Source organism: Corallococcus exercitus, from assembly GCF_003611585.1.
Lineage (GTDB): Bacteria > Myxococcota > Myxococcia > Myxococcales > Myxococcaceae > Corallococcus > Corallococcus exercitus.
The window spans coordinates 1-403 of record NZ_RAVW01000932.1 but is presented as its reverse complement, the minus strand read 5'-3'; the positions used below and the strand labels follow the sequence as shown (position 1 = coordinate 403).

The following is a 403-nucleotide window of genomic DNA, read 5'->3' as shown; positions in this document are numbered from 1 at the left end:
CGACCGAACCCAAGCAATTACCGGGAGGTACAACGTGGCTACCGTCGCATTGACTAAAGACAACTTCTCCTCGACCATCGATTCCAATGATGTCGTTCTCATTGACTTCTGGGCCTCCTGGTGTGGACCATGCCAGCGGTTTTCACCAATCTATGAGGACGCCAGTGGACGTCACTCTGACGTGACCTTCGCCAAGGTCGACACCGAGGACCAGCAGGAACTGTCTGCCGGTCTGGAGATCACCTCCATCCCGACGATCATGGCCTTCCGTGCCGGATACCTTGTTTTCCGCCAGTCAGGCCTGCTGCAAGGTCGCCAGCTTGATGAGCTTATTGAGAAGGTCAAGGAGATCGACGTCGAGGATCTCAAGAAGCAGGCCGCGGCCCAAAACCAGGGCTGACAC

General features: G+C 56.3%; 1 protein-coding gene. It reads left to right on the top strand.

All coding sequences use genetic code 11. From position 1 onward, the window contains the following. Positions 1-34 precede the first annotated feature (34 nt). Entirely contained in the window at positions 35-400 is a 366-nt protein-coding gene (gene trxA, locus D7W79_RS42935) for a thioredoxin (protein WP_002513226.1), read from the top strand. Positions 401-403 lie beyond the last annotated feature (3 nt).